Below are 26927 nucleotides of genomic sequence, written 5' to 3' on the forward strand. Positions count from 1 at the left end.
ACGGGGGTTGCAGTGCGTGAACGCCGTTCGCAGGGTCAGCTCGAGCCGGCCAGCGGAGCCGTGGGCGGCCGGGTGCACGTCCCGGAAGCGAGGACGGGCGCAGCCGTGCAGGCCGCGATCGAGGTGGCGCACGCCGGCGGGGGCGGGGTGGTGCGGTTGTCGCGCGGCACGTACCTGACCGAGGCCCCGATCAGGCTGCGGTCCGGCGTCGCCCTGCGCGGGGACGGCTCGGGCACCGTGCTGAAAGCGGGCCCCGACTTCCTCAGCCGCACAGGTCCTCACGGGGGTCACCCGCTCCTCACCACCGAGGGCGCCGACGACGTGACGATCGCGGCGTTGACCGCCGACCACAGCGGCGACGCGCTGGACGCCGACGTGCCCGGGCGCCTCGTCGAGTACCTCGTCGACGGCCGCCACAGCGAGAACCTCCTCCTCGAGGAGGTCACGACGTGCAACCCCTTCACCTACTCGATCGCGATCGTGGGCTCGAGCCGCTTCAGCGTGCGTGGTTGCCGAACCTCCGTGTCGACGTCGGGTCGCTACACCCAGCTGGACGGCATCCACGTGCTGGGATCGCGCTACGGCGAGGTGATCGGGAACGACGTGGACCAAGGTGGCGGCGACGACGGCGACGACGGCCTGGTCGCGCACACGATCACTCAGCCGTGCCACGACGTCGTCTTCCGCGACAACCGGGTGCGCGGCGGCCGACACGGTTCGGCGATGCAACTCGCGGTGGGCGGTGCGACGCTGCACGACGTGGTCGTCCGCAACAACTTCTTCTACGACTCCCCCCGCGGCCTGCGCTCAGGGCAGTGGTCAGCCGGCGGGATGCTTCGGCGGGTCATCGTGGGTGGCGACGCGGCCGGTGGGAACGCCTTCTGGAACAACGGTGGTGCGGCGGTGGACTTCGCGGAGGTCCCCACCGAGGACGTCGTCGTGAGCCACAACACGTCCGTCGCGAGCGGGGAGTTCCTGGGTCGGACGGGGACACTGCTGAGAGCGAACTCCGTCGCCGGGGTGTAGCACCGACCCTGCTTCGAGCCCCGCTCGGCCGGGAGAGACGATTGACGGGTGCTGGAGCGCTGCAGTGATCGTTCTGATCACCACCAGTCGAATCTCTGTCCTGTTCGATCACTCTCCGTCGCCATGATCGACAGTCGGCAGCACTTTCGGCTCAAGCGGACCCCCCGATCGGCCGATCGGCAGTGTGCAAGCCCCCCATTGCACTCAACGATCGGGTCTTCCCTTGTTCAAGCGCACCCTGTCCCCCTCCCTCCACGTCCTGCTCGCCGGTGGCCTGCTGGTCGCGGCCGCGGTCGGTACGGCCGGCTCGGCGAACGCCGCCACGTCGACGACCGCGGACTGCCGGCTCAGCGGCGCCACGGGCGCCACGAAGACCACCCCCTTCACCCCCACGGGGATCACCGCCGACGACGGGCGTGACGACACGGCGGGCCTGCAGTCCGCCATCGACCGCGCCGGCGCCGCTGGCGGCGGGGTCGTGAAGATCCCCCGCGGGACGTTCACCCTCAACGGCCACCTGGTGCTGCGCACCGGCGTGAAGCTGCAGGGCAGAGGTTCTGCCACCGTCCTCAAGGCCGGTCCCGGTTTCCTCAGCCACACCGGACCCCGCGGTGGTTATCCCGTCATCACCACCAACGGCGCGCGCGACGTCACCGTCACCAACCTCGTCGCCGACCAGAGCGGTGACGTGCTCAACGGGAACGTCGACGGTCGCCTCAGCGAGTACCTCGTCGACGTCCGCGGTTCGGTCAACGCCGTCGTGGACGGGGTGCGGACCCGCAACCCGTTCACGTACTCGATCGTGGCCGCCGACAGCAAGAACTTCTGCATCACCCGCAGCACCACCCGCAGCGCGACGAACGGCAGGTACGACCAGCTCGACGGGATCCACGTGCTGAACTCCTCCTTCGGTGACGTCACCGGCAACGACGTCGACCAGCGCCGGGGAACCGACGGCGATGACGGCCTCGTCGCTCACACGATGAACGGGTCCGTGCACGACGTGCGTTACGTGGGCAACAGAGTTCGTGGTGGCAACCACGGCTCGGCCATGCAGCTCGCCTACACCAGCAGCAACGACCGCATCTACAACCTCACGATCCAGCGCAACGAGTTCTGGGGCTCCCCCCTCAGCCTTCGCACCGGGATCTACGGAACCAGCGGCAGCGCCAGCAACATCATCGTCGGTGGCGCCCCCGGCCAGGGCAACGACTTCCACGACAACGGCGGTAACGCCATCGACTTCGCGGGGAACCTCAGCAGCATCAAGGTCACGCACAACCGACTCTGCAGGAGCGGCTCGGTCCGTGTCGGGGCCGGCTCGGGGAACCAGACGTTCAGCAACACCGGCTGCTGACTCGCCCCGGTCGAGGCCCGGGGCTGAGGGAGGCTTCCGGGCAACGCTCCCGAGAGACTGGTGTTCCACCGCGGTCGCACCCGGGGAACACGGTTCCCGGGACGCACGTGTGAGCTCGGACCGGCTGTTGCGGCGCCCCTGAGCAGCTGAGGCGCTGGACCGGGGTGCGGTCGGTGCGTTCGTCCAGGCCGCTGCGCCGCCGGCAGCACGGGGGGGCGTCGCGGCGGCGCCGTGGGCCCGGCACGGCGCCGGGCCCACGTCCGCCGTCGATGAGCAGGTGGCGTGGTCGGCGGTGCCCACCTCGAGATCGGCGGCCGCGCAGCCGATGCGGATCGCCGGGCTGCGGCGGACCGTGTCGCGGGCGACGCCGACGCCTCAGCCGACCTCCTCGATCGAGACGCCCTCGACGCGGCGCAGGCGTCGGGTCTCGCCCCGGCCCTCCACGGTGACCACGCTCCTCAGGGGTGCCGGACGCCCGGGCCAGAGGCGCGGCAGGACCCACCCGTCGTCGGCAGGGACAGGTACGGGCTGGTGGACGGGGCGAGGCGGTCCGGCATCGCACCCCGTCGTCCCCGCACCGCCCGCCCGCCCGCCCGCGCCGGGGCCGGTAGCGTCCGGGCGTGCCCTCCGACGCGACGCCCCGCCCGACCTCCACCCCCACCCGCTTCGCCGTGCTCGGCACGGGCCACTGGGCCCGCACGACGCACGGCCGTGCCCTGGCGGGCCACCCCGACGTGGAGTTCGCGGGGTTCTGGGGCCGCGACGCCGACCGCGCGAGAGCGGCCGCGGCGGAGTTCAGGGCCGGCTCCTGGAGCGGGGAGGAGGGCCTGACCGACCTCCTCGGGCGGGTCGACGCCGTGACCCTGGCCCTGCCGCCGGACGTGCAGGCCGACCTCGCCGTCCGCGCCGCCGACGCAGGTGTCCACGTGCTGCTCGACAAACCCGTCGCGACCGACCTCGCCGCCGCCGACCGCCTCGCCGAGGCGGTGCAGCGGGGCGGGGTCTCCAGCGTGGAGTTCCTGACCTACCTGTTCATGCCGGAGATCACCGACTGGCTGGCGCAGATGGCGGCGCTGGCCGCCGAGCACGGCCCCTGGGAGGGCGGGGTGTTCCGCTGGGCCGGGTCGATCGACACCCCCGGCAACCCGTACGCGGGATCGCGCTGGCGGCGCGAGCGCGGCGGGCTGTGGGACACCGGCCCGCACGCGCTGTCGATCGTGCGGTCCCTGTTCGGCGAGGTCGTCGCCGTGGCCGCCGCCCGCGGACCGCGCGACGCGGTGGGTGTCGCCCTGGAGCACCGCGACGGTGCCGGGACGACGCTGTCGCTGACGCTGACCGCCCCCGAGGGCACGGGCGGGTCGTTCGCGACGGTGTGGGGCCCGGGCGGGCGGCACGACCTGCCCCGGTTCACCGGCACCCCGCCGGAGGGTTTCGCGCGGGCCGTGGACCGGCTGCGCGCCGCGGCGGCCACCGGTGTCCCGGACGCCCTCGACGTGCGCAACGGCCGCGACGCCGTGGCGGTGCTGGCCGCCGTCGAGGCGCACCTGCGGCGCCCCGACGGGACGACACCCGTGCGCCCCGTTCAGCGCTGAGCCGGCGGCTCCTGCTCCGGGCCGGCCCCCTGGGCCTGTGCCGCCGCGCGCTCCTCCTGCTCCAGCCGGGCGCGGTGGTTCACCCGCTGGATGCGCCGGGCCATGCTGCGGCCGAGGAAGTAGACCGCGACCGCGAGGACGAACAGGGCGACGAAACCCCACAGGCCCGGGGTGACGAGGTCGGCGTCCACCTTCGGCGTCCCGGTGCCGCTCGGCGTGGGCGTCGCGGCGAGCACGAGCGCCGTGGTCACCGGTCCTCCCGCAGCCCGGCGAACAGGTCGTCCTCGGGCACCGTCGTCGGGACGTGGCTGATCGCGAGGTGGTAGTCCTCGGTCGGCCACAGCTCCCGCTGCAGGTCCAGCGGGACCCCGAAGAACCAGCCGTCGGGGTCGATCTGCGTGGCGTGCGCCAGCAGGGCGCGATCGCGCGTCTCGAAGAACTCCCCGCACTGCACGCGCGTGGTGATCTCCAGCTCCCTGCGCTTGCCCGGTTCCTCCTCGGCGATGCGCTTCATCCACTCCGCGAACGGGGACTCCTCGCCCCGCGCGATGAGCGCCTCGTGGAAGGTGCGCATCCGGTCCCGCGAGAAGCTCGCGTGGTAGTAGAGCTTGGAGGTCCGCCACGCGGGCCCGGCCTGCGGGAACCGGTCGGCGTCGGCCGCGGCGTGGAAGGCCGCGAAGGACACCGTGTGGGTCATGATGTGGTCCGGGTGGGGGTACCCGCCGGACTCGTCGTACGTCGTCATGACGTGCGGGCGGAACTCGCGCACGACGTGCACGAGCGCGTCGACGGTGAACTCCTCCGGCGTCAGCGCGAAGCACCCCGCCGGCAGCGGCGGCAGCGGGTCGCCCTCGGGCAGCCCGGAGTCGACGTACCCGAGCCAGCGGTGCTGGACCCCGAGGATGCGGGCCGCCTCGGCCATCTCGTGGCGCCGGTACTCCCCCATGTCGCGCAGCAGCTGCGCGTTCTCCTTCAGCCGCGGGTTGAGCACGTCCCCGCGCTCGCCGCCCGTGCACGACACGACGAGCACCTCGACGCCCTCGGCCACGTACCTGGCCATGGACGCCGCACCCTTGCTGGACTCGTCGTCCGGGTGGGCATGCACGGCCATGAGCCGCAACGTCTCCGCCACCGTGGCTCCTCTCACACTCTCCGGCGTCGCGACCTCCCGGCGTGGGGTGCGACCATCGAGGTCCATCTTCGCCGATCCGCGGTGCCGCACGAGCACCGCCCTCCACCTCGGGAGCCACCCTGTGAGCCCGTCCCGGTCCGACGTCCCGGCGGACGTGCTGGCGCAGCGGTACGGACGGCGCCCCCGCCCCGAGCAGCCGTGGTACCGGCGCCCGGCCCGGCTCGCGGCGGCCGTCGTCGGCGGCCTGCTCGTGCTGGCCTACGGCGGGTGGCTCGCGGTCGCGCAGTCCCAGGGCCCCTCCTTCACCGAGATCAGCCACCAGGTCGTCGACGACCGCACCGCGCAGATCCGCTTCAGCGTGACCCGGCCCGCCGGGACGCAGGTGCGCTGCCAGGTGCACGCCCTCGACTCCTCCTCCGCGGAGGTGGGTCTCGTCCAGGTCGACTTGCCCGCCTCGCAGGACACCGACGTCCAGGAGTCCGTGCAGGTCAGGACCACCTCGCGGGCCGTCACGGTGGGGGTCGAGTCCTGTTCAGCGGTGGAGCGCTGAGCGTTCCGGAGCTAGTCTGGGCGTTTCGAGTCGCTCGCTCCCGCGGTCGCGGGGCCGGGCGACTCGGTTTTTTGCGCCGGGGTGCAGGAGGCACCCCGACAGGTACGTGACAGGGAGCAGACCGTGAGCGAGACGACCACCGGCAGCACCACGTGGCTGACCCAGGACGCCTACGACCGGCTCAAGGGCGAGTACGAGCACCTCTCCGGTGAGGGCCGCACGGAGCTCGCCAAGCGCATCGAGCAGGCGCGCGAGGAGGGCGACCTGAAGGAGAACGCGGGCTACCACGCGGCCAAGGAGGAGCAGGGCAAGCAGGAGCTGCGCATCCGCCAGCTGCGGCACCTGCTCGAGACCGCTCAGGTCGGCGAGGCGCCGGCGTCGGCCGCCGGCGAGGTCGGGCTCGGCCACGTCGTGACGGTGGAGCTGGCCGGGGACGAGATGACGTTCCTGCTGGGCAGCCGCGAGATGGGCGACGCCGCCGGTCTGGACGTGTACTCGGAGAAGTCCCCGCTGGGTTCGGCGATCCTCGGGAAGAAGGCGGGCGACGAGGTCGCCTACACCGCCCCCAGCGGCAAGGAGTTCCCGGTCAAGGTCGTGGACACCAAGCCCTACACCGGCTGAGCGACGGACCCCGCGTCCGGACGCCGTCCGGGCGCACCGCCGCCCGGGGGGCGTCCGGACACCCGGCCCCCTCTCAGCGCTCCACCGGGTCGGCCTGCGTCCCGCCCTCGACGTCCTCGTGCTCGGTCCCGTCGTTCGGGGCCGGTTCGTCGGGAGCCAGGGGTGCGTCCGAGGCGGTGATCTCCTCGACCTCCTCGTCCGGCCGGCCGCCGCGGGCCAGGGTCGAGATCCCGGACTTCAGCACCGCCACCGTCGGGACGGCGAACAGCGCGCCCACGATCCCGAAGACCGACGCCCCGCCGGCCACCGCGAGGATGACGGCGAGCGGGTGCACCGCGACGGCGCGGCCCATGAGGAACGGTTGCAGCAGGTGGCTCTCGATCTGCTGCACGAGCAGCACCACGCCGAGCATGATGAGCGCGGTCACGAAGTCGTGCGCGACCAGCGCGACGAGGACGGCCACCGTCCCGGACAGCAGCGCCCCCACGATGGGGATGAACGCGCCGAGGAAGACGAGCAGACCCAGCGAGGTCGCCAGCGGCACCTGCAGGATCGCCGCCCCGATCGCGACGCCCACCCCGTCGGTGAAGGCGACGACGATCGTGGCGCGCATGTAGTGCGTCAGCGTCACCCAGGACTGCCGGGACGCGTCGTCGAGCGGATCACGGGCGGGGACCGGCAGCAGGTGCAGCAGCCAGGACCAGATGCGCCGGCCCTCCAGCAGGAAGAAGAACGCCGTGAACAGGCAGATGAAGAAACCGGCGATGACGTGCCCGGCCGTCGCGACGACACCGGTGGCGCCCGCGATGAGGGTCTCGCGGTTCTGCGAGATCGCGTCCTGCGCCTGCTGGACGTAGTCGGAGATCGCCGTCGACGTCAGGTGCAGCGGGCCGTCGGACAGCCAGCGCTCCACCTCCGAGACGCCCTGGGCGGCCTGCTGCTGCAGCTGCGGGAACTGCTCGGAGGCCTGCGAGCCGACGATGGTGACCAGGCCCGCGACGACACCGGCCGTGACGAGCATCGTCACCAGGACCGACAGCCCCCGCGGCACCCGCAGGCGGTGGTGCAGCCGGTTGACCACCGGCGCCAGCAGCGCCGTGACGAGCAGGGCGATGAGGACCGGGATGACGATCTCGGAGACGAAGCTCAGGCCGTAGGCCAGCAGCACGACGCCGGCGACGACGACGAGGAACCGCCAGGACCACTCCGCCGCCAGCCGCACCGCGGGGCTGACGTAGGGGCGCTGATCGGGGGACGACGGTCGCACGGGGTCATCCTGCCCCTGCGGCTCCTGCGCGGGCGCGCGGTGCGGAGCACGCGCACGAGTCCGTCACACCCGAGCACGCACGAGCACGCGGCAGCACGCGCGAGCGCGCGGTGGCCCCGGACCGGTCCCGGATCCACCGGGGACCGGTACCCGTGGCCGTTCGGCGCGCACGGACGTAGGTTCGCCCGTGTGAGCACCCGCGAGACGTCCACGCTCCCCCTGCAACCCCCCGCCGACCTGCCCCGCACGCTCGGCGCCCTGCGCGCCTCCGGCCACGAGCACCGCTCCGTCAAGGAGGAGCTGCGCGCCAACCTCGTCGAACGCCTGCGCGCCGGGCAGGACCGATTCCCCGGTGTCGTCGGCTACGAGGACACCGTCGCGCCCGAGCTCGAGCGGGCCCTGCTGGCCGGGCACGACGTCGTCCTGCTCGGTGAACGCGGCCAGGGCAAGACGCGCCTGCTGCGCTCCCTCGTGGGCCTGCTCGACGAGTGGACCCCCGTCATCGAGGGCTCCGAGCTCAACGAGCACCCCTACGCCCCGCTGACGCCGGCGTCCCGGCGGCGCGTGGTGGCCGAGGGCGACGACCTGCCGGTGCAGTGGCTGCACCGCTCGCTGCGCTACGGCGAGAAGCTCGCCACGCCCGACACCTCCGTCGGCGACCTCATCGGCGACGTCGACCCCGTCAAGGTGGCCGAGGGACGCACCCTCGGGGACCCCGAGACGATCCACTTCGGCCTCGTCCCCCGTACCAACCGCGGGGTCTTCGCCATCAACGAGCTGCCCGACCTCGCCGAGCGCATCCAGGTCGCGCTGCTCAACGTGCTGGAGGAGCGCGACATCCAGGTCCGCGGCTACCAGCTGCGGCTGCCGCTGGACCTGCTGCTCGTCGCCAGCGCCAACCCGGAGGACTACACCAACCGCGGGCGGATCATCACCCCGCTCAAGGACCGCTTCGGCGCCGAGGTCCGCACCCACTACCCCCTCGAGCTGTCCCTGGAGGTGGACCTCGTCCGGCAGGAGGCCGCCACGGTGGCCGAGGTGCCCGAGCACCTGCTGGAGGTCATCGCCCGCTTCACCCGCGGGGTCCGCGAGTCCCCCTCGGTCGACCCCGCCTCGGGCGTCTCGGCCCGCTTCTCCATCGCCGCGGCCGAGACCGTCTCGGCGGCCGCGCTGCGCCGGCACGCCCTGTCCGGGGAGGCGACCGAGCCGGTGGCGCGCGTCGGGGACCTGCACACCGTCGTCAGCGTGCTCGGCGGCAAGGTCGAGTTCGAGCAGGGCGAGGAGGGCCGGGAGGTCGAGGTCCTGGAGCACCTGCTGCGCACGGCCATCGCGGAGACGTACCGGTCGCTGCTGGGCGGGGCGGAGCTGTCGGGCTTCTCCGAGCTCGTCACCGAGGGCAAGACCATCGAGACGGGCGACCTGGTGCCCGCCGAGCGGCTGCTCGAGCAGGTCGGGACGGTCCCCGGTCTCGCGCAGGTCCTGGACCGGCTGGGACTGGCCGACGCCACCCCCGGCCGGGCGGCGTCGGGGGTGGAGTTCGTCCTGGAGTCCCTGCACCTGACCCGTCGCCTGGACAAGCTCGTCCTCGACGACGGGCGGACGGTCTACGGCAGCTGAGCAGGCCGCGCGGCCCCGCGGTGCACGAGCACCGCGAGGCCGAGCCCGGTGAGCAGCGCGACGACGTGCCCCAGGGCGGTGAAGTCGGGGGCGAGCACCAGCACCGTGACGAGCGTGGCCAGGGGCAGGACGGCGCAAGGGACCCGGGCCCACCGCGGCACCCGGGCGGTGAGCACCCCGACGACGCAGGCCAGGCCGTAGCTCACCCCGACGTCGGGGGCGCGGGCGACGGCCGGGTCGAGGCGGCCGTGCGTCAGGCCGGCGGCCAGGACGGTGGCGACGACGAGGGTCGCCCCCACGTGGCCGAACCCGAAGGCGACGAGGGTCGCCAGGCGGCCCAGCCACCGCTGGACCGCGATCAGACCCACCACGAGCGGGACGAGGACCAGCAGCCCGACCCAGTGCGGGACGACCACCGAGGACAGCACGATGACCCGGAACGGTGAGCGCCGGAGGTTGTCCAGGTTCGTGCTGGACTCCTGCACGAACCGGGCGCGGTCGGCGAGGGACCGGGTGTGCAGGCCGGCGAAGACGACCAGCACGACGAGGGCGTAGAGGACGGCGAGGTCGATCCCCCGGGGAACCCCGTGGGACCGGTCGCGCCACCGCGGGAGGGTGCGCACGCGGACAGTGTCGATCCACCACCGCGCGCGCACCTCCGCAACGACCGGGTGCCCGTCGCGCCAGAGGTCACCAGGGGTCAGTCGTTCTGGGGGAACCCCAGGTTCAGGCCCCCGTGGGAGGGGTCCAGCCACCGCTCGGTCACGACCTTGCCGCGGGTGAAGAAGTGCACGCCCTCGGTCCCGTGGGCGTGGGTGTCACCGAACAACGACTGCTTCCAGCCCCCGAAGGAGAAGTACCCCACCGGCACCGGGACCGGCACGTTGATGCCGACCATCCCGACCTGCACCTCGTTGCGGAACCGGCGCGCCGCACCCCCGTCGTTGGTGAAGATCGCCACCCCGTTGCCGTACCGGTTGGCGTTGATCAGGTCCAGACCCTCCTGGTAGCCGCCGACCCGCACCACCGACAGGACCGGCCCGAAGATCTCCTCGGTGTAGATCGACATGTCCGCACCGACCTTGTCGAACAACGTCGGCCCCAGCCAGAACCCCTCGGCCGCAGCGTCGTCGTCGGCCGCGTCCGGGACGACCTCGCGCCCGTCCACGACCAGTTCAGCACCCTCGGCCACCCCGGCCTCGACGTAGCCGGCGACCTTGTCCCGGTGCGCCCCCGTCACCAGCGGGCCCATGTCGCACCCGCGGCGGCCGTCCCCGGTGCGCAACGTCGCCACCCGCTCGGTGATCTTCTCGACCAGCGCGTCGGCGATCGAGTCCACCGCCACCAGCGCCGAGACGGCCATGCACCGCTCCCCGGCCGAACCGAACCCGCCGTTGACCGCGGCGTCGGCGGCCAGGTCCAGGTCCGCGTCGGGCAGGACCAGCATGTGGTTCTTCGCCCCGCCCAGGGCCTGCACGCGCTTGCCGTGCCGGGTGGCGCTCTCGTACACGTACCGGGCGATGGGGGTCGAGCCCACGAAGGAGACCGACGCCACGTCCGGGTGCTCCAGCAGGCCGTCGACGGCGACCTTGTCCCCGTGCAGCACGTTGAACACCCCGTCGGGCAGCCCGGCGTCCTTCCACAACTGCGCGATGAAGTTCGCCGCCGAGGGGTCTTTCTCGCTGGGCTTGAGCACGACGGTGTTCCCCGCGGCGATGGCCAGGGGGAAGAACCACATCGGCACCATCGCCGGGAAGTTGAACGGGGAGATGATCGAGACCACCCCCAGCGGCTGACGCAGCGAGTACACGTCGACCTTCGTGGAGGCGTTCTCGGCGAACGCGCCCTTGAGCAGGTGGTTCACCCCGCACGCCAGCTCCACGATCTCCTGCCCGCGCGAGACCTCCCCCAGCGCGTCGGAGACGACCTTGCCGTGCTCGGCGGTGATGATCTGCGCCAGTTCGCCCTTGCGCTGGTTCAGCAGCTCCCGGAAGGCGAACAGGATCGTGGTGCGCCGGGCCAGGGAGGTGTCCCGCCAGCCCTCGAACGCCTCCTTCGCGGCGGCCACCGCCGCCTGCACGTCGGCCTCGGCGGCCAGGGCGAGGGTCTTGGTGCGCCGGCCCGTGGCCGGGTCGTACACGTCCCCCACCCGCTGCCCGGACCCCGGCGTGCTCGCCCCGGCGATCCAGTGCCCGACGTGCGGCAACCCCCCGGTCGAGCCGGTGGCACCGGCGGTGCTGCTGGGGGTCTGGCCGGTCGTGGTGGTCACGGGATGCCCTCCTCGGACGTCGTTGGCGCGAGCTGGCCGGCGGGTCGTCGCCCACCGGGGTGGTCGGGGGCCATCATGCCATCCGGGCGACCCTCTTTGTCCAGACAAACTGTCATGGTTGCGGCGCTGCGGCCGACGCTCCGGCGGTCCCGGGGCACCGGCCGCACCCCCCGACCCGTGGCGGGCGTCGGACCCGCGACGTAGCGTGCCGACGTGGCTCGAGACGCGTGGAGCAGGCGACGGGGTGGCCGGTACCGGTACGGGGAGTGGGCGGGTGGCCCCGACCCGCTGGCTCCGCCCCACGACGTGCGCTCGGCGCTGGACCGCGTCGGGCGGGAGGTCCTGTCCGGCGGGTCGCTGCGGGACGCGCTGCGGGACATGCTCCGCCGCGGCCCGGACGGCCGCTCCGGACTGGACGAGCTGCGTGCCCGCGCCGCCCGGCTGCGCCGGGAGGCCGCCCGCCGCGGGGACCTCGACGGCGCGCTCACCCAGGCCCGCGCCCAGCTCGACCAGGCCCTCGCCGCCGAGCGCGAGGAGCTGGCCGGCCGCGACGGTGACGACGCGCGGTTCGCCGAGACGCGCCTGGACGCCCTCCCCCGCTCCACCGCCCAGGCCGTGCGAGACCTCGAGGACTACCGCTGGGCCAGCGAACGGGCCCGGCAGCAGTACCAGCAGATCCTCGACCGCCTGCGCGACGACGTCGTCGGCCAGCAGTTCCGCGGCATGAAGGACGCGCTGCGCAACGGCAGCCCCGAGACGATGCAGGCGCTCAAGGAGATGATGAGCGACCTCAACGAACTGCTCGCCAAGAAGGCCCGCGGCCAGGACACCCCCGAGGACTTCGCGGAGTTCATGGCCAAGCACGGCGACACCCTCGGCGAGGAGGGGATCGAGAACCTCGACGACCTCGTCGACGCGCTCGCCCGCCGGGCCGCGGCGGCCTCCCGGCTCATGCGCTCCCTGTCCCCGCAGCAGCGCGAGGAGCTGTCCTCGCTCATGCAGCAGGCCATGGGCGACGACCCCGACCTGGAGGCCCAGATGGCGCAGCTGGGCGACAACCTGCGCGCCCTGCGCCCCGACCTGGACTCCACCCGCGGCGAACGCGTCCGCGGGCAGGGCGAACCCCTGGGGTACGGCGAGGCCGCCGACGCGCTGCAGGACATCTCCGAGCTCGACGACCTCCTGGACCAGCTCGGCCAGGAGCACCCCGGCGCCACCCTCGACGACGTCGACGTGGACGCCCTGGAACGCCAGCTCGGCCGCGGTGCGGCCGACGAGCTGCAGCGGTTGCGCGACCTCGAACGCGAACTGCAGCGGCAGGGGTGGTTGTCCCGCTCGGCCGACGGGCTCACCCTGTCCCCCAAGGCGTTGCGCCGGCTCGGGCAGACGGCGCTGCGGGAGGTCCTGGGCCGGCTGGACGCCGGCGGCCGCGGCGACCACGACAACACCGACGCCGGTGCCGGCGGGGAACCCACCGGGGCGACGCGGCGCTGGCAGTTCGGCGACGAGCAGCCCCTCGACGTCGTGCGCACCGTGTCCAACGCCCTCCAACGGGGGGCTGCGACCGGCGCGGCGGGGGCCGTCCGGCTGTCCTGGGAGGACTTCGAGGTCGTCGAGACCGAACGGCGCGCCGGGGCCGCCGTCGCCCTGTGCGTCGACCTGTCGTTCTCGATGGCCGCCGAGGGCCGGTGGGGCCCGATGAAGGAGACGGCCCTGGCGCTGTCGCACCTCATCTCGACGAAGTTCGCCCACGACGAGCTGCAGATCGTCGGGTTCGGCCTGCACGCCCTGCCCATGACGGTCGGCGAGCTCGCCGAGGTCGAACCGGACTTCGTGCAGGGCACGAACCTGCAGCACGCGCTGAGCATCGCCCGCCGCCACCTGCGCCGGCACCCCGACCTCGAACCCGTCGTCCTCGTCATCACCGACGGCGAACCCACCGCCCACCTCGTCGAGGGCCGCGACGCGACGGAGTCGTTCTTCCAGTGGCCCCCCACGGCCGAGACGATCCGCGCGACCGTCCGCGAGGTCGACCTGCTCACCCGCTCCGGCGCGACGATCAACCTGTTCATGCTCGGCGAGGACCCGGGCCTGCGCCGGTTCGTCGAGGCCGTCGCCCGCCGCAACGGCGGCCGCGTCCTGTCCCCGAGCCCGGACCGCCTCGGGCAGTACGTCGTCGACGACTACCTGCGCTCGCGCGCCGGCCGCACCGCCCGCCGCGCCTCCTGACCCGCCCTCCCGACCCGGGGCCGCGGAAACGGCGTGGCCGGGCCGGACGGGGCTGTGGCAGCGTGCCCGGGTGAGCACCACCGCCCGGGTCGTCGAGGTCGTCCTCCCCCGGCGGCTGGGCACCGGGTTCCGCTGGCTCGTCGCCTCCAGCTGGGCGAGCAACCTCGGTGACGGTCTGGCGCTGGCCGCGGGACCGCTCCTCGTGGCCTCCCTGTCCCGCGACCCCCTGCCGGTCGCGCTCGCAGCCCTGGCGGCGTGGCTGCCGCCGCTGCTGTTCGGCCTCAGCGCCGGTGTCCTGTCCGACCGCGTCGACCGGCGGCTCGTCGTCCTCGTCGTCGACGTGGTGCGGGCGGTGCTGCTCACGGGCCTCGCCACGGTCGTCCTGACGGGGGCGGCCACCGTCCCGGTCGTCCTCGGTGCGCTGTTCCTCATCGCCACGGCCGAGGTGTTCGCCGACAACACGGCCTCGACGCTGACGCCGGTGCTCGTCGCCCGCGCCGACCTCGCGATCGCGAACGCCCGCGTCCAGACGGGGTTCGTCACGGTGAACCAGCTCGCCGGGCCCCCGCTGGGCGCGGCCCTGTTCACCGCGGGCGCGGCGTCCCCGTTCGCGGCGCAGGCGGGGCTGTGCGCCCTGGCGGCCCTCTTCGTCGGACGGCTGCGGTTGCCACCCGTCGCGGGCGGACGGCCCCCGGCGACGCCGTGGCACGACGTGCTGGAGGGCATCCGGTGGACCGCGCACCACCCGGCCGTGCGCGTGCTCGTCGCGACGATCTTCATCTTCAACATCACGTTCGGCGCGGCCTGGTCGGTCCTCGTCCTGTACGCGACGCAGCGGTTGGGGCTGGGCTCGGTCGGGTTCGGCCTCGTGACGACGACGGGTGCCCTCGGCGGGATCGTCGGCGTCCTGGCCTACGGGTGGATCACCCGGCACGTCCCGCTGGGCGACCTCATGAGGATCGGGCTCGTCGTGGAGACCCTGACCCACCTCGCCCTGGCCCTGGTGCGCTCGCCGTGGCTCGCGCTGCCGGTGTTCTTCGTCTTCGGGGCCCACGCCTTCGTGTGGGGGTCGACCTCGATCACGGTGCGCCAGCGTGCCGTGCCGCACGCGCTGCAGGGCCGGGTGGGGGCCGTCAACACGGTCGGGACGTTCGGCGGGCTGGCCGTCGGCAGCGGGGTCGGCGGGGTGCTCGCCCAGCACCACGGCGTGACGGCCCCGTTCTGGTTCGCCTTCGTCGGCTCGGCGGTGTTCGTCGTCCTCCTCTGGCGCTCGCTGCGCCACGTCGCGCACGCCGACGAGGCGGACGAGGCGCCCGCGGTCACGCCCTGAGCCGCCACGGGGGCCCTCGTCGCCTCCCCGGGGCCGATCACCGACCGCGGGGAGGCGACGAGGCGCAGACCCGACGCGTCAGCCGAGCGCCTGCGCGAGGTCCGCGACGAGGTCGTCGGCGTCCTCGATGCCGACGGACAGGCGCACGAGGTCGTCCGGGACCTCCAGCAGCGACCCGGCCACCGAGGCGTGCGTCATCCTGCCCGGGTGCTCCACGAGGGACTCCACCCCGCCGAGGGACTCCCCGAGGGTGAACAGCTCGGTGGCCCCGCACACGGCGAGCGCGTCGTCGACCGACGCGGTGCGGAACGAGATCATCCCGCCGAAGCGCGTCATCTGCTTCGCCGCGACGTCGTGGTTGCGGTGCTCGGGCAGCCCCGGGTAGAGGATCCCCGTCACCCGCGGGTGCGACTGCAGGAACTCCACGACGCGCTCGGCGTTGTCGCAGTGCCGTTCCATGCGCACCGCGAGCGTCTTCAGGCCGCGCTGGACGAGCCAGGAGTCGAACGGGCCCGGGACCGCGCCCATCGAGTTCTGGTGGAACCCGATCCGCTCGCCCAGGGAGTTCCCGCGCCCGTCGTCGCCGTCGCGCACGACGACCGCCCCCCCGACCACGTCGGAGTGCCCGCCGGCGTACTTCGTCGTGGAGTGCACGACGAGGTCGGCGCCCAGGGTCAGCGGCGTCTGCAGGTACGGGGTGGCGAAGGTGTTGTCGACGACGAGCAGCGCGCCGACGGAGTGGGCCAGCTCGGCGAGCGCCGCGATGTCGGCCACGGTCAGCAACGGGTTGGTCGGCGTCTCGACCCACACCATCCGGGTGTTCGGCCGCAGGGCGGCGCGGACGGCGTCGACGGAGGCGAGGTCGGCGGGGGTGTGCTCCACGCCCCACGGCTCGGCGACGCGCTTGACCAGGCGGTACGTCCCGCCGTAGGCGTCGTTGGGGATGACGACGTGGTCGCCGGGCCGCAGCAGCGCGCGCAGGATCGCGTCCTCGGCGGCCAGGCCGGAGGCGAACGCGAAGCCGGCCGCCCCCTGCTCCAGGGAGGCGAGCTGGGTCTCCAGCGCCGTGCGGGTCGGGTTGCCCGAGCGGGAGTACTCGTAGCCCGTGCCGAGGCCGGTCCGCAGCGCGCCGACGCCGTCCTGCTTGTACGTGGACACCTGGTAGATCGGGGTCACGACGGCGCCGGTGGCGGGGTCCGCCTCCTGACCGGCGTGCAGCGCGCGGGTGGAGAAGCCGTGGGGCTGGTCGGAAGTCACACGGGAAGGCTAAGGGGCCGCTCGTGGTTGACCTGACCGACACCGATGGAGGGAGCGACGGATGCTGTTCGGCAACCCGTACAAGACCACGATGGTCCCGGCCGAGGAGGCCCTGCGCGGCTCGGAGACGCGCCGCTTCGAGGTCCCGGCGACCCACACCGTCCTCGGGACGCCGCTGGAGGGCCCGTGGCCCGAGGGCACCGAGGTGATGTCCTTCGCGATGGGCTGCTACTGGGGCGCCGAGCGCATCCTCTGGCAGCAGCCGGGGGTCGTGACGACGGCGGTCGGCTTTCAGGGCGGGTTCACGAAGAACCCGACGTACGAGGAGTCCACGACCGGCCGCACCGGACACGCCGAGACCGTCCTCGTCGCCTACGACCCGACGGTGACGGGTCCCGAGCAGCTGCTGAAGGTGTTCTGGGAGAACCACGACCCGACGCAGGGCTACCGGCAGGGCAACGACCGCGGCACGGAGTACCGCTCGGCGGTCTACACCACGACCGACGAGCAGTTCGCGGCGGCGCAGCGCACGAAGGAGACCTTCCAGCGCGAGCTGACCGAGCACGGCCACGGCCGCATCACGACGGAGATCCGTCCGGTGAGCGAGGCGGGGCGGTTCTGGTACGCCGAGGACCACCACCAGCAGTACCTGGACAAGATCCCCAACGGGTACTGCAACCACGGCCCCAACGGTCTGACCTGCCAGATCGGGCTGGTCACCACGGACGACTGACCCCGAGGGGCTGGGAACGCGGAGAGGGGACGGTGCCCGTGGGCGCCGTCCCCTCTGTCCTGCCCACGCCCCCCGACGCACGCCGGGCCACCCGTCCCCCCGGCGGGGTGCCCACAGCGATCCTGGCAGACGCCCGTGGCCCCGGACACCGGATCGGCACCCCCCTTTCGGGGGTGCGGGCACGGCGGCCCGAGCCGCCGCAGGTCGCGGACCTCGCTACCCTCACCTCGGGGAAGGGGGTCCCGTGGGACTGACTGAGGGTCGACACGACGGCCCGGACGGAACGGACGGCGCGCTGCGCCCGCGGCTGCGCATCGCCGCCGTGGACGACCACCCCGCCCTCCTCGCCGGGTTGCGGCTCGAGCTCGCCCGGCTGGACGACGCCCTCGTCCTCGTCGCCACGGCCCCCACCGTCCCCGACCTGATGGTCCAGCTCGCCGGCGCCCCCGCCCCCGACGTCGTGCTCCTCGACCTGCGCCTGGGCGACGACTCGACCCCGGCGGGCAACGTCGCCGCCCTCCTCGAGGCCGGCTCGCGCGTGCTCGTCTACACCGAGGGCCGCCAGCACGCGGAGGCGCTGGAGGCGTTGCAGGCCGGGGCGCAGGGGGTCCTGCTCAAGGACCGTCCCGTGGCCACCGTGGCCGAGGCGCTGCGCTCGGTCGCCGACGGGGACACCGTCTCCTCGGCCGAGACGGCTGCGGCCCTGCAGGTCGACGACACCCTGACCTCGCACCTGTCGCCGCAGGAGCGGCGCGTCCTGGAGCTGTACGCCGGCGGGATGCCGGCGCGGTCGGTGGCGTTGCGGCTGGGGGTGACGCAGGAGACGGCCAAGAGCTACCTCAAGCGCATCCGGGCCAAGTACGCGGCCCTCGACCGGCCCGCCTACACGCGCATGGAGCTGTACCGGCGCGCGGTGGAGGACGGCGTCCTCGCCCCCCTGCCCGCTCCCGGCGCCCCGGCGCCCCCCGTGCGCCCCCGGCCCCGTGCCGACGACTGACCCCGTGCCGACGACCGACCGCGTGCCGGCCACCGGCCCGGGTCCGCGGTGACGCGGCGCGGGGTCCAGCGGGTGCTGGCCCTCGTGCTCGCCCTGGCCGTCGTCTCCGCCGCACCGACGGTGGTCGCCAACGTCGCGGGCGGGCGCGCGCACGCGCCGGCCGGGTGGACCGCGCCGGTGCTGGGCGGGTACGTCGTGGTGCTGTTCCTCCTGTTCGCGCAGGCGCTGCGGACCGGCGGGTCCACCTCCGGTGACGGGGGGCTGGCCGCACCGGTGTGGGCCCTCGTGGTGCTCGGCGACCTCGCCCTGGCCACCTTCCCGCTCGTCACCTCCGGCCCCGAGGACGACGTCCCCTGGGTGCTGTCGCTGTCCCCCGTCACGGTCGGGGCGGGCGCGGTGGCGGTGTCCTCACTGGGCGGTGCGCTGGCCCTGACGACGGTCCACCTGGCGCTGCGGCTGGCGCTGCAGGTCTCCGGCGTCTGGACCGTCCCGGCCGACGTGGCGGTGCTGGAGGCGATCGGGCTGGTCGTCATCGCGATCACCGCCTCCGTCGCGGTGCTGGCGGTCCGCGGGTCGGCGCGGCAGCTGGAGACGGCGCGCTCGGCGGCGGAGCGCGCCGCGGCCGGGGCCGCTGCGGCCGAGGCCGCCGAGCGGGAGAACTCGCGCTGGGACGGCATCGTCCACGACGACGTGCTGGCCTCGCTGTCCCTGACGGCGCACGCCCGCGACGGGGACGACCTCGCCCGGGCCCGGCTCGCCGCCGGCCGCGCGCTGACGAGCGTGGCGCGCGAGGCGGACCGCGAGCCCGGCACGGCCCGGCCGGTGCCCGTCACCGAGGCGGTCCAGCGCCTGGGGGACGCCGTCCTGGTCCAGCACCCGGCGACGGTCCTGGAGCTGGTCCCGGGGCGGGCCGGGGGCCGGCTGCCCGCCGAGGCCCTCGAGGCGCTGCAGGCCGCGGCCGTCGAGGCGGTCCGCAACGCCCTGCGGCACGGACCGCGCCAGGGCGTCGTGCCCACCGTGCGGGTCCGGGTCCGGGCGGGCGGCCCCGAGGGGGGTGGGCGGCTCAGCGTCGAGGTCCGTGACGACGGGGCCGGTTTCGACACCCGCCGTGCGAGCCCGCGGCTCGGGCTGGCCGTGTCGGTGCGCCGGCGGGCGGTGGTCGTCGGCGGCCGGGCGCTGGTCCGCTCGGCGCCGGGGGTGGGCACGGTGGTCCTGCTGAGCGTCCCGCTGGACGGTCCCGGGAGCCGGTCGTGACGCGGGTGCAGCGCGCCTGCCTGCTCGGCGCCGTCATCTGGCTGTTCTCGCACGGTCCGCTGGTGGCGCTGCTGTCCCTGCACCAGCACCAGCACCGGCGGCCGTGGCTGGCGGTGGCGGCCCTCCTCGTGGTGCTGGCCGTCAGCGCCGCGGCGGTCCGGCCGCTGCTCGGCGGGCCGATCGAGCTGTCCCGGCGGGCCGCGCTCGCGATGGCGGCCGTCGTCCCGCTGAGCGGTCTGGCCGTCACCCCGTTCCTCGACGAGGGTCTGTGGCGGACCTACGGCAACTGGTGGCCCGGGCTCACGCAGATCGTGGTGGCCGCCCTGGTGCTGCGGCGCCGGCCCCTGGTCGCGCTGGCCGCCGAGCTGGCCGCCGCGGGCGTGCTCGCCGCGTGCGTCTCCTCCTCGGACCTGCCGAACCGGGCGGTGACGTTCGCGGCGCTGAACCAACCCGCCCTGGTCTGGTTCACGGCCGGCGTGGGGGTGCGCCTGCTGTTCGACCGGACGGCCCGGGACGTGGCCCGGTACGCGGCCGACGAGGGCGCGTCCGTGGCCGAACGGGCGGCCACCGTGGCCCGCAGCCGCAGCGCGCGGCAGCGCCGCGAGGACCTGGAGCACAGCGTCGTGCCGCTGTTGCGGCGGGTGGCTCTCACCGACCCCGGCGAGCCGTCGTGGCCCACGCTGTCGCGGGCCGCGCTCACGCTGGAACGACGCCTGCGCGACGACCTGCGCGCCCGGGACCTGCTGGACGAGGACGTCCGCGTCGCCCTGCGCCGGGCCCGCGAGCGCGGGTGCGAGGTCGACGTCGTGGACGACCGGCGCCGCCCGGCGGGTGGCGACGACGACGCCGCCGGAACGGACTTCACGGCCGGGCTGCGCCGGCTCCTGGCGCCCGCGCTGGACGCGTGCGGCACCGCGCGGGTGACGTTGCGCCTGCCCCCGCAGGGCCGGTGGGCGACCGTGTCGGTCGACGGGACCGCGCAGGAGGCGGACGCCGTGGCCGCCGCGCTGCGGACGGGGCACCTGCGCGGGGCGGGGCTGGTCGTGGAGACCGACCTGCGGACCGGGGACGGGATCGGCTCCCTGTGGGCGGAGGTGCGCCCCGCGCCCGCGCACCGGCCGGTGCCCTGACGCGAGGCCCCGTCCCCGCCGGCTGCTCAGACCAGCCCGTGGACCGCCAGGTACTGCCGCATCCGCCCGGCCGCCCCCACCGGGTCGGTGAGGACACCGGCCTCGTCGGCGAGCACGAACGTCCGGGCCTGGTGCACGGCGCTGCGGGCCGCGTGCAGCCCGCCGACCATGGCGTAGCCGGGCTGACGGCCGTCGAGCCAGTTCAGGAAGGCGATGCCCGCCTTGTAGTGGGGCGTCGGCGCCCCGAACACGTGCCGGGCCAGCGGGAGGGTCGGGTCCAGCGCGGCGCGGAACCCCGCGGCGTCCCCGGCGTCGAGCCGGGTGAGCGCGGCGGCGGCGATCTGCGGGATCCCCGCGAAGATCCCCAGCAGCGCGTCGCTGTGGAACTGCCCGTCGCCGGCGATGAGGTCGGGGTAGTTGAAGTCGTCGCCGGTGTAGAGCCGGACACCGGCCGGCAACCGCCGCCGCAGCGCGCGCTCGTGGTCGGCGTCCAGGAGGGAGACCTTGACCCCGTCGACGCGGGACGCGTTCGCCTGCACCAGCTCGCAGAACGCGTCCGTGGCGGCGGCGACGTCGCGCGAACCCCAGTACCCGGCCAGGGCGGGGTCGAACACCTCGCCCAGCCAGTGCAGGACGGCGGGTCGGCGCACCTGCGCGAGCAGCCCGGAGTACAGCTCGAGGTAGTCCTGCGGACCGGCCGCGGCGGCCGCGAGGTGGCGCGAGGCCATGAGGATCGGCTGGGCACCGGCGTCCTCGACGAGGGCCAGCTGCTCCTCGTAGGCGGCGCGCACCGCGGCGAGGGGGTGCAGACCGGGTTCGAGCTGGTCGGTGCCGACGCCCGCGGCGATCCGGCCCCCGACCGAGGTGGCCTCGGCCGCGCTGCGCCGCACCAGCTCCGCGGTCGCGGCGAAGTCCAGGCCCATCCCCCGCTGCGCGGTGTCCATCGCCTCGGCGACGCCGAGGCCGAGGGACCACAGCCGGTGCCGGAAGGCGAGGGTGGCGTCCCAGTCGAGGACGGCGGGGGCACCCGGGACGTTCTCGGCGTCGACGCGGGGCACGACGTGGGCGGCCGCGAACACCGCGCGGGAGGCCGCCGGGCCGACCGGGACCTCCCAGGCGAGGGGTTCGGAGACGGCGTGGTCGACGAGCTCGACCGCGCCCGAGGTCGTGCGCTGAGGCAACCGCACGACCTCGCCCGCGAGGGCCCGCCCGGCCGTCGCCGCGCCGGCGTTCACCACGGTCACAGCACGATCTCCTCGAGCTCGACCCGGCGTCCCTGGGCCGAGGAGGCCAGGCCGGCCTCGGCCAGCCGGACACCGCGTGCGCCGGAGAGGAAGTCGTAGGGGTGGGGGGTGTCGGCGACGACGTGCCGGACGAACTGCTCCCACTGCGCCTTGAACCCGTTGTCGAACGTCGTGTTGTCCGGGACGGGCAGCCAGTCGTCGCGGTAGCGGTGCGCCTCGGGCAGGTCGGGGTTCCAGACGGCCTTGGGCGTGGCCGACCGCGGCTGCACCTTGCAGCCGAACAACCCGGCGACGGCGCTGCCCAGGGTCCCGTCCACCTGGAACTGGACCAGTTCGTCGCGGTCCACGCGGACCGCCCAGGAGGAGTTCAGCTGGGCAACGATCCCGCCCTCGAGCTCGAAGATGGCGTACGCGGCGTCGTCGGCGGTCGCCTTGTACGCCTCGCCCCTCTCGTCGTGGCGGACGGGGAGGTGGGTCACGGCGCGCGCGGTGACGGCCTCCACGGGGGCGATCGTCTGCTCCAGGACGTAGTTCCAGTGGCAGAACATGTCGGCGACGATGCCGCCGCCGTCCTCGGCGCGGTAGTTCCAGCTCGGCCGCTGCGCCGGCTGCCAGTCCCCCTCGAACACCCAGTACCCGAACTCCCCGCGCACCGAGAGGATGTCGCCGAAGAACCCCGACTCCACCAGGCGGCGCAGCTTGATGAGGCCGGGCAGGAAGACCTTGTCGTGGACGACGCCGTTCTTGACGCCGGCGCTCGTCGCGGCGCGGGCCAGGGCGATCGCCCCCTGCAGGGTCTCGGCCGTCGGCTTCTCGGTGTAGACGTGGCGACCGGCCGCGACGGCCTTGAGGATGGACCGCTCGCGCGCCGACGTCAGCTGGGCGTCGAAGTAGAGCGGGTAGTCGTCGTCGGCGAGGGCGCCGTCGACGTCGGTGGTGAAGTTCTCCAGGTCGTGGCGCCGGGCGATGTCGCGCAGCTTCTCCTCCGACCGGCCGACCAGCAGCGGTTCGAGCTGCACGCGGGAACCGTCGGGAAGCTCCACCCCGCCCTGTTCGCGGATCGCCAGGACCGACCGCAGCAGGTGCTGCCGGTACCCCATGCGTCCCGTCACGCCGTTCATGACCACACCGAGGCGTTGCGTCATCGCGGCCTCCTCCTGACTCGTTGGGAATGCGCTTTCCGAAGGCTAGGCCAGCGGACCGCGTCCGTGCAAGGATCGACCGCGTGCTGACCACGGGACTGTGCTCGGTGACCTTCCGGCAGCTCGAACCGCCCGCCCTGCTCGACCTCGCCGCCCAGGCCGGCCTGGCCGCGGTCGAGTGGGGCGCCGACGTCCACGTGCCGGCCGGCGACCTCGCGGCCGCGCGTGACGTCGCCGCCCGCACCGCCGACGCGGGGCTGCTCGTCGCCTCCTACGGCTCCTACTGGCGGGCCCGGCCCGGGGACGACGTCGCGGAGGTGCTGGCGACGGCGCACGCCCTCGGCGCCCCGCGCGTGCGGGTCTGGGCCGGGGAGGCCGGCTCGGCCGCGGCGCGCGAGCCCGCCGACCGCCGTCCCGTCGTCCGCGCCCTGGCCGAGGCCGTCCGCCGCGCCGACGACCTCGGCCTGCGGATCGGCACCGAGTCGCACGGCGGGACGCTGACGGACACCACGGCGTCGACCCTGCAGCTCCTGGCGGAGGTCGACGACCTCGTGGGCCGCCCGGCCCTCACGACGTACTGGCAGCCGACGGTCGACGCCTCCGACGAGGAGGCTCTGGGCGAGCTGGGGGCGCTCGTCGACCGGGTGAGCACCGTCCACGCGTTCTCCTGGGGACCCGGCACGCGCCGGAACCCCCTGCGCGCCCGGGAGGCGCTGTGGACGCGCGTCCTCACCGTCCTGCGGGGCTCCGGCCGCGACCACGACGTGCTGCTCGAGTTCGTGCCCGACGACGACCCGGGCGCGCTGGAGCGCGAGGCGCGGGCTCTGCGGGAGTGGTTGAACGCCGCACCGGCGACGCGCTGAGTTCCGGGGCGCGGTTCCTCCCCCACTGCGCTCACCGCCGCTGCTACGTTCCGGCCAGCCGCTCGGGGGGAACGGCGGAGGCACCGTGCACCAGCGACCCCCGGCTCTCGAGAGAGGTGTCGCCGTGGGCGTCGTCCGGACCGTCGTCTTCCCCGCGCTCAGGCTCGTCGTCTGGGCGCTCATCGCCGTCGCGCTCCTGTGGATCGCGTTCGTGCGCACGGGGAACCGCGACACCGACGCGGCCGCGAGCCCGTCGGCCGTGGTCCAGCCCCCCGCCACGGAGATCTCGCGGGGCGACGTGGTCAACACGGTCGACCTGCAGGGCACGATCCAGGCCGACCCGGCCACGACCGTCAAGGCGACGGCCGCGGGGCAGGTGGGCCGGGTGCGCGCCGAGGCCGGCCAGGCCGTCGAGAAGGGCACCCCGCTGTTCACGGTCGTCGTCACCGTCGAACCCCCCGCCACGAGCACGACCGGGGACCCTGCGGCGACCGGCGGCGCCGCGCCCGCGGCCACGACGAAGACCGTCACCGTGACGTCGACCGTCGCGGGCACGCTGGCCACCCTCGACGTCCTCGCCGGCCAGGACGTGGCGGTCGGGCAGGACGTGGCCACCGTGAGCCCCGGCACCCTGACGATCTCGGCCCCGCTCACCCAGGCCGAGCAGTACCGCCTCCTGACGCCCCCGACGAGCGCGCAGGTCACCGTGCCCGGCGGCCCGGGGGCCTTCGAGTGCACCGGCCTGCGCACCGGGACCCCGCCGGTCACCGGCGACGGCGGCTCGACCGGGGGTGCACCGAGCGGGTTCGACCCCTACACCGGCATGCCCGCCGACCCCTCGACCGCCATGACCGGCGCGAACGTCACGTGCGCCGTCCCGGACGGGGTCCAGGTCTTCGCGGGCCTGTCCGCCGCGGTCGAGGTCACCGCCGGTCAGGCCACCGGGGTGCTGCTCGCCCCCGTCACCGCCGTCCAGGGGACCGTCGGCACCGGGAAGGTCTGGACGGTCGCCGAGGACGGCAGCACCACCGAGACCCCCGTGACGCTGGGCCTGACCGACGGCCAGAACGTCGAGGTCACCGGCGGCGTCACCGAGGGCCAGCAGGTCCTGCAGTTCGTCCCGGGCACCGACACGCCGACGGACCCGAACGGCATGTACGGGATGGGCTTCTGATGGGGCTGCCCCCGAGGTCCCCGGACGGACCGGTCGTCTCGCTGACGCAGGTCTCGCGCAGCGTCCGGCTGCCCGACGGCACCGACCTGCGCATCCTCACCGGCGTCGACCTCCACGTCGCCCGCGGCGAGCACGTCGCCGTCGTCGGCCGCTCCGGGTCGGGCAAGTCGACGTTGCTGAACATCATCGGCCTGCTCGACGCCCCGACGAGCGGGCAGTACCTGCTCGACGGGGCTCCCGTCACCGGCCGCTCGGCCCGGCGCACGGCGAAGCTGCGCGGGCAGACGTTCGGGTTCGTCTTCCAGCAGTTCAACCTGCTGCCCGGGCGCACCGCGACCGAGAACGTCGCGAACCCCCTCCTCTACGGGACGGGCCGGGAGTTCCTGCGGCGGCGGCGGACCGCGCGCGAGATGCTCGACCGCGTCGGGCTCGGCCACCGGCTCGACACCATGCCCGAGAAGCTCTCCGGCGGGGAGCAGCAGCGCGTCGCCCTGGCCCGCAGCCTGGTCCGCCGCCCCCGCGTCCTGCTGGCCGACGAACCGACCGGCGCCCTCGACGTCGACACCGGCTCGGCCGTCATGGACGTGCTGGAGGAGCTCGTGCGCGACGACGGGACGACCCTGGTCACCATCACGCACGACCTGTCCGTCGCCGCCCGGGCCGACCGGCAGTTCCGGCTCGACCACGGCGTCCTGTCCGAGATCACGGCCGACGCCGTCGCGACCTCCACCGCGCACCGGGAGACGCTCTGATGGGGGCTCTGACCGGTCTGGTCGCGGCCGTCACCGAGGCGTGGAGCGAGATCCGCGTGCACCGCGTGCGCGTCGTGCTGTCCCTCGTCGGGGTGTTCCTCGCCGTGTTCGCGATGACGACCATCACGGCGGCGGGGAACATGGCGCGGCAGATGGTCGGTGAGGGCAACGAGCGCGCCGCGGGCCGTCCGGCGACGTTGAACGTCAACGTCTACCCGAACGGGCCGGTGTCGGCGGAGACGAACCGGACGGCCCAGACGGCGCTGCGCGAAGCCGCGGCGCGGCACGAGACGGCGTGGTGGGGGCTGACCTCCCAGGGCGGCGGTCAGCTGACCGTGCGGTTCCCCGCCGGCACGCAGCTCGTGCAGGCCTCCAGCGTCGACCCCAGCTTCGGCACGATGCACCGCGTCATCACCGACCGGGGCCGCTGGTTCACCGGTGCCGACACGCAGTCGTTCTCCCCGCGCCTCGTCGTCAACCAGGCGTTCGCCGACCAGCTCGGCGGGTTCGACCCGTCCACCCCGCCGACGGTCGTGCTGGGTGGTCAGACCCCCGTGACGGCGACCGTCGTGGGGATCTCGGCGGGAGCGAGCTACGACCCGCAGATGCCGGGTGCGTACGTCCTGAACGCCGACGTCGCCCGGTGGAACCTCACCGGCGACCCGGAGAACACGTCCCCGCCCACCCTGGAGATGTGGGTGCCGGACGGGGACGCGGAGGCGCTCGTCGCGGCCCTGCAGACCGAGGTCCAGGCGAGCCTGCCGGGGTTCTCGGTCTCGGTGTGGCGCCAGGACGCCGGTGCCGAGCTCGGGATCATCGACACCGTGCTGGCCTACGGCGTCCGCGGCGTCGGGGTGTTCGCGCTGCTGCTGGGCGGCATCGGCGTCCTCAACGTCGGGCTCGTCACGGTGCGCCAGCGGATCCGCGAGATCGGGGTGCGCCGCAGCTTCGGCGCGACGGGGGCCCGGGTGTTCTTCGCCGTGCTGCTGGAGTCGGTGGCGGCCACGTTCGTCGCGGGGTTCGCCGCCGTGATGCTCTCGATCATCCTGGTGTCGAACTTCCCGCTGGAGGCCGTCCTGCCCGCCGGGGTCACCCTGCAGGACGTCCCGCCGTTCCCCGTCTCGGCGGCCGTCGAGGGCCTGCTGGCGGCCACCGCCGTCGGGGCCCTCGCGGGGCTGGTCCCGGCGACGATGGCCGTCCGGGCGAAGGTCATCGACGCGATCCGCTACTGACCGCGGGACCGCCCGCACCGGCGGCGGGGCTGGGCGTGAGAGATGTCCGCACGACGACCGCTCGGGTGGCTCGAACCCGGCCCTGCGGGTGGCCGCGTGCGGACATCCCGTACGTATCGACCACCACGGGGTGGGGCGGCCAGCGCTGCGTCCACCCAC

General features: G+C 74.3%; 24 protein-coding genes. 16 read left to right on the plus strand and 8 right to left on the minus strand.

The annotated features are described in order from the left end of the window. The first annotated feature begins 105 nt into the window (after positions 1–105). The 3 genes from AB2L28_RS01565 (at position 106) to AB2L28_RS01575 (ending at position 3975) form a co-directional block, all read left to right on the plus strand. A complete protein-coding gene (locus tag AB2L28_RS01565; protein WP_370716959.1) occupies positions 106–1026 on the plus strand; it encodes a right-handed parallel beta-helix repeat-containing protein in 921 nt (306 codons plus the stop codon). A 223-nt stretch (positions 1027–1249) separates the two neighbouring features. Next, positions 1250–2383 carry a right-handed parallel beta-helix repeat-containing protein gene (locus AB2L28_RS01570; protein WP_370716960.1) on the plus strand — a complete coding sequence of 378 codons (1134 nt, stop codon included), beginning with the start codon at positions 1250–1252 and terminating at the stop codon, positions 2381–2383. A 620-nt stretch (positions 2384–3003) separates the two neighbouring features. Next, positions 3004–3975 carry a Gfo/Idh/MocA family protein gene (locus AB2L28_RS01575; RefSeq protein ID WP_370716961.1) on the plus strand — a complete coding sequence of 324 codons (972 nt, stop codon included), beginning with the start codon at positions 3004–3006 and terminating at the stop codon, positions 3973–3975. On the opposite strand, the gene AB2L28_RS01580 is transcribed toward AB2L28_RS01575, so the two are convergent. Together AB2L28_RS01580 and mca are read right to left on the minus strand one after the other, a co-directional pair. Next, positions 3966–4226 (minus strand): hypothetical protein, encoded by a 261-nt coding sequence (locus tag AB2L28_RS01580; RefSeq protein ID WP_370716962.1) that lies wholly within the window; start codon positions 4224–4226, stop codon positions 3966–3968. The two genes, AB2L28_RS01575 and AB2L28_RS01580, sit on opposite strands and share 10 nt — an antisense overlap. Then, a complete protein-coding gene (gene mca / locus AB2L28_RS01585; RefSeq protein ID WP_370716963.1) occupies positions 4223–5107 on the minus strand; it encodes a mycothiol conjugate amidase Mca in 885 nt (294 codons plus the stop codon). Before mca ends, AB2L28_RS01580 begins: the two co-directional genes overlap by 4 nt. A 121-nt stretch (positions 5108–5228) precedes the next feature. Between mca and AB2L28_RS01590 the strand changes: the two genes are divergently transcribed. Beyond that, complete coding sequence (locus AB2L28_RS01590; RefSeq protein ID WP_370716964.1) at positions 5229–5657, plus strand: DUF4307 domain-containing protein; 429 nt, start codon at positions 5229–5231, stop codon at positions 5655–5657. Between the two features lie 123 nt (positions 5658–5780). After that, a complete protein-coding gene (gene greA / locus AB2L28_RS01595; RefSeq protein ID WP_370716965.1) occupies positions 5781–6278 on the plus strand; it encodes a transcription elongation factor GreA in 498 nt (165 codons plus the stop codon). A gap of 73 nt (positions 6279–6351) precedes the next feature. Here greA and AB2L28_RS01600 read toward each other — a convergent pair whose 3' ends face one another. Next, positions 6352–7545 carry an AI-2E family transporter gene (locus AB2L28_RS01600; protein ID WP_370716966.1) on the minus strand — a complete coding sequence of 398 codons (1194 nt, stop codon included), beginning with the start codon at positions 7543–7545 and terminating at the stop codon, positions 6352–6354. A 189-nt stretch (positions 7546–7734) separates the two neighbouring features. Between AB2L28_RS01600 and AB2L28_RS01605 the strand changes: the two genes are divergently transcribed. After that, positions 7735–9162, plus strand: a complete 1428-nt coding sequence (locus AB2L28_RS01605) for a sigma 54-interacting transcriptional regulator (RefSeq protein WP_370716967.1) — start codon at positions 7735–7737, stop codon at positions 9160–9162. On the opposite strand, the gene AB2L28_RS01610 is transcribed toward AB2L28_RS01605, so the two are convergent. Next, positions 9150–9785 carry a rhomboid-like protein gene (locus tag AB2L28_RS01610; RefSeq protein ID WP_370716968.1) on the minus strand — a complete coding sequence of 212 codons (636 nt, stop codon included), beginning with the start codon at positions 9783–9785 and terminating at the stop codon, positions 9150–9152. The genes AB2L28_RS01605 and AB2L28_RS01610 overlap by 13 nt on opposite strands. 77 nt (positions 9786–9862) lie before the next feature. Continuing rightward, positions 9863–11347 carry a CoA-acylating methylmalonate-semialdehyde dehydrogenase gene (locus AB2L28_RS01615; protein ID WP_370717261.1) on the minus strand — a complete coding sequence of 495 codons (1485 nt, stop codon included), beginning with the start codon at positions 11345–11347 and terminating at the stop codon, positions 9863–9865. Positions 11348–11644: 297 nt separating this feature from the next. On the opposite strand from AB2L28_RS01615, the gene AB2L28_RS01620 reads away from it, so the two are divergent. Together AB2L28_RS01620 and AB2L28_RS01625 are read left to right on the plus strand one after the other, a co-directional pair. Beyond that, entirely contained in the window at positions 11645–13660 is a 2016-nt protein-coding gene (locus AB2L28_RS01620; RefSeq protein ID WP_370716969.1) for a vWA domain-containing protein, read from the plus strand. 70 nt (positions 13661–13730) lie between these two features. Continuing rightward, positions 13731–14990 (plus strand): MFS transporter, encoded by a 1260-nt coding sequence (locus AB2L28_RS01625; protein WP_370716970.1) that lies wholly within the window; start codon positions 13731–13733, stop codon positions 14988–14990. A 78-nt stretch (positions 14991–15068) separates the two neighbouring features. Here the strand turns inward: AB2L28_RS01625 and AB2L28_RS01630 are convergent, their stop codons facing one another. Then, complete coding sequence (locus AB2L28_RS01630; protein ID WP_370716971.1) at positions 15069–16247, minus strand: cystathionine gamma-synthase; 1179 nt, start codon at positions 16245–16247, stop codon at positions 15069–15071. Between the two features lie 61 nt (positions 16248–16308). On the opposite strand from AB2L28_RS01630, the gene msrA reads away from it, so the two are divergent. The 4 genes from msrA (at position 16309) to AB2L28_RS01650 (ending at position 20361) form a co-directional block, all read left to right on the plus strand. Next, on the plus strand, positions 16309–16980 hold the full coding sequence (gene msrA, locus AB2L28_RS01635) for a peptide-methionine (S)-S-oxide reductase MsrA (protein ID WP_370716972.1): 672 nt from the start codon (positions 16309–16311) through the stop codon (positions 16978–16980). 244 nt (positions 16981–17224) lie between these two features. Further along, positions 17225–17977, plus strand: a complete 753-nt coding sequence (locus AB2L28_RS01640; RefSeq protein ID WP_370716973.1) for a sigma factor-like helix-turn-helix DNA-binding protein — start codon at positions 17225–17227, stop codon at positions 17975–17977. 48 nt (positions 17978–18025) lie between these two features. Then, entirely contained in the window at positions 18026–19231 is a 1206-nt protein-coding gene (locus tag AB2L28_RS01645) for an ATP-binding protein (RefSeq protein ID WP_370716974.1), read from the plus strand. Next, on the plus strand, positions 19228–20361 hold the full coding sequence (locus AB2L28_RS01650; protein ID WP_370716975.1) for a hypothetical protein: 1134 nt from the start codon (positions 19228–19230) through the stop codon (positions 20359–20361). Before AB2L28_RS01645 ends, AB2L28_RS01650 begins: the two co-directional genes overlap by 4 nt. A gap of 26 nt (positions 20362–20387) precedes the next feature. On the opposite strand, the gene AB2L28_RS01655 is transcribed toward AB2L28_RS01650, so the two are convergent. Next, the gene (locus AB2L28_RS01655; protein WP_370717262.1) at positions 20388–21548 is read right to left on the minus strand and encodes a dihydrodipicolinate synthase family protein; all 1161 of its coding nucleotides are present in this window, start codon (positions 21546–21548) and stop codon (positions 20388–20390) included. Positions 21549–21601: 53 nt separating this feature from the next. Further along, positions 21602–22750 (minus strand): Gfo/Idh/MocA family protein, encoded by a 1149-nt coding sequence (locus tag AB2L28_RS01660; RefSeq protein ID WP_370716976.1) that lies wholly within the window; start codon positions 22748–22750, stop codon positions 21602–21604. 80 nt (positions 22751–22830) lie between these two features. Here AB2L28_RS01660 and AB2L28_RS01665 point away from each other — a divergent pair, with 80 nt between their 5' ends. The 4 genes from AB2L28_RS01665 to AB2L28_RS01680 all read left to right on the plus strand — a co-directional run bounded on the left by AB2L28_RS01665 (position 22831) and on the right by AB2L28_RS01680 (position 26768). Further along, positions 22831–23610 carry a sugar phosphate isomerase/epimerase family protein gene (locus tag AB2L28_RS01665; RefSeq protein WP_370716977.1) on the plus strand — a complete coding sequence of 260 codons (780 nt, stop codon included), beginning with the start codon at positions 22831–22833 and terminating at the stop codon, positions 23608–23610. A 124-nt stretch (positions 23611–23734) separates the two neighbouring features. Further along, positions 23735–24784 carry a permuted SH3 domain-containing protein gene (locus AB2L28_RS01670; protein WP_370716978.1) on the plus strand — a complete coding sequence of 350 codons (1050 nt, stop codon included), beginning with the start codon at positions 23735–23737 and terminating at the stop codon, positions 24782–24784. Beyond that, positions 24784–25536, plus strand: coding sequence for an ABC transporter ATP-binding protein (locus tag AB2L28_RS01675; RefSeq protein ID WP_370716979.1), 753 nt, complete (start codon positions 24784–24786; stop codon positions 25534–25536). The genes AB2L28_RS01670 and AB2L28_RS01675 overlap by 1 nt, the downstream gene beginning before the upstream one ends. Continuing rightward, positions 25536–26768, plus strand: coding sequence for an ABC transporter permease (locus AB2L28_RS01680; protein ID WP_370716980.1), 1233 nt, complete (start codon positions 25536–25538; stop codon positions 26766–26768). Before AB2L28_RS01675 ends, AB2L28_RS01680 begins: the two co-directional genes overlap by 1 nt. The last annotated feature ends 159 nt before the right edge of the window (positions 26769–26927 follow it).

The organism is Kineococcus mangrovi, assembly GCF_041320705.1.
GTDB lineage: Bacteria > Actinomycetota > Actinomycetes > Actinomycetales > Kineococcaceae > Kineococcus > Kineococcus mangrovi.